Source organism: Candidatus Oscillochloris fontis, assembly GCF_004138135.1.
In the GTDB taxonomy this organism is placed as follows: Bacteria; Chloroflexota; Chloroflexia; order Chloroflexales; family Chloroflexaceae; genus Oscillochloris; species Oscillochloris fontis.
This window is the reverse complement of record NZ_RYFD01000132.1, coordinates 1-1,210: the sequence shown is the minus strand read 5'-3', so window position 1 is coordinate 1,210 and position 1,210 is coordinate 1. Positions and strand designations below refer to the sequence as shown.

The following is a 1,210-nucleotide window of genomic DNA, read 5'->3' as shown; positions in this document are numbered from 1 at the left end:
GGTAGGTGTACGCTTAATGGTGGTCGGCGCACCACCGATCAATCTTGGCCTGCATCTCCTTTGATCGCCGCCCCCGCTGGCGGGGTGGCTCCCAGCGCGGGGGAGGGACGCGATAGTGCACCACCTCACGGATCGTCCACACATGATCGGTGATTCCCGCCGCCATCGCGGGGGTCTGGGGTGTGCCATGTCCCACGGGAAGACTCGCATGCGGGGTACAGAAGTTGTACAACGTCCCCACCAGATACATCCCACGGGCGATGGTCGTGCTCCGACGGGCCGACCGCCGGGTGCGTCGCCCCAGGGTGGCCAAACGCGCCCGGAAGGTGCCATTGAGGCGCTCGATGTACGCCGTATTGAGCACCTGACATCCAGGCGTACGCCACAACTGAGTCAGAAAGGTGGATACCGTGCCATGCACCAACCGATGGCAGGTGCCGGTCACCGCTCGCCCCGTGTACTGCTTGACCACCTGGGCGATAGCCAGATCCGGCCAGGGCACCATGCGGGGGCGTCCCCGTGCCCCCGGCTGGCGCGTCCGAAACGCTTTCCGCACGACATCCACGTAGGTGGACAAGCCATCGGTCACGACCAACAGCGGCCCCCATTGGGCACACGCGACCACCAAGGCGATCACGTGGGTGATCAATGCGCGATCACGGTGCGCACTGACCGCACCGCCGAGCCAGAGGCGGGTGCTGACCATCATGGCCATCGCGACCCACAGGACACCCGCTTGGGTCTTGACGTGGATCTCATCGGCTTGCACCTGTCCCAGATCGCGCTCCTGCATGACGACCGCGTGATGCACCGCTTCGCTCTGCGCTCCCGCCGCATCGATCCATGCCCGGATGGTCGATGCCTGAAACCCAAAAGCGGCTTCAATGGCCGGGATGGGACAGCCATGTCCCACCAGGGTGACGACCTGCATGATGGTCTCCTCATCCGTACGGCGGCGATAGAACATCGTCCCCGCGCGCGCACTGAACGTCTTCCCACAGACGGTACAGCGATAGCGTTGCCGTTGCCGACTATGGATCGTGATGTTCCCTTCGCCGATCTGCCCTCTTGCAGGACAGTCCATGTTGGGGCAAAATGTGGTCAGCGGATCGATGGCCTACCTCCTTTCAGCCTAGACACTGAACGTATGCCCCGATCCGCTCATGTTTTCAAGTCCAACGTCCGACCACCATTAAGCATACACCTACCC

General features: G+C 63.1%; 1 protein-coding gene. It reads right to left on the bottom strand.

The window, feature by feature from the left end; all coding sequences use genetic code 11:
* Positions 1-13: 13 nt before the first annotated feature.
* A complete protein-coding gene (locus EKD03_RS18265) occupies positions 14-931 on the bottom strand; it encodes a hypothetical protein (protein ID WP_129633892.1) in 918 nt (305 codons plus the stop codon).
* Positions 932-1,210 lie beyond the last annotated feature (279 nt).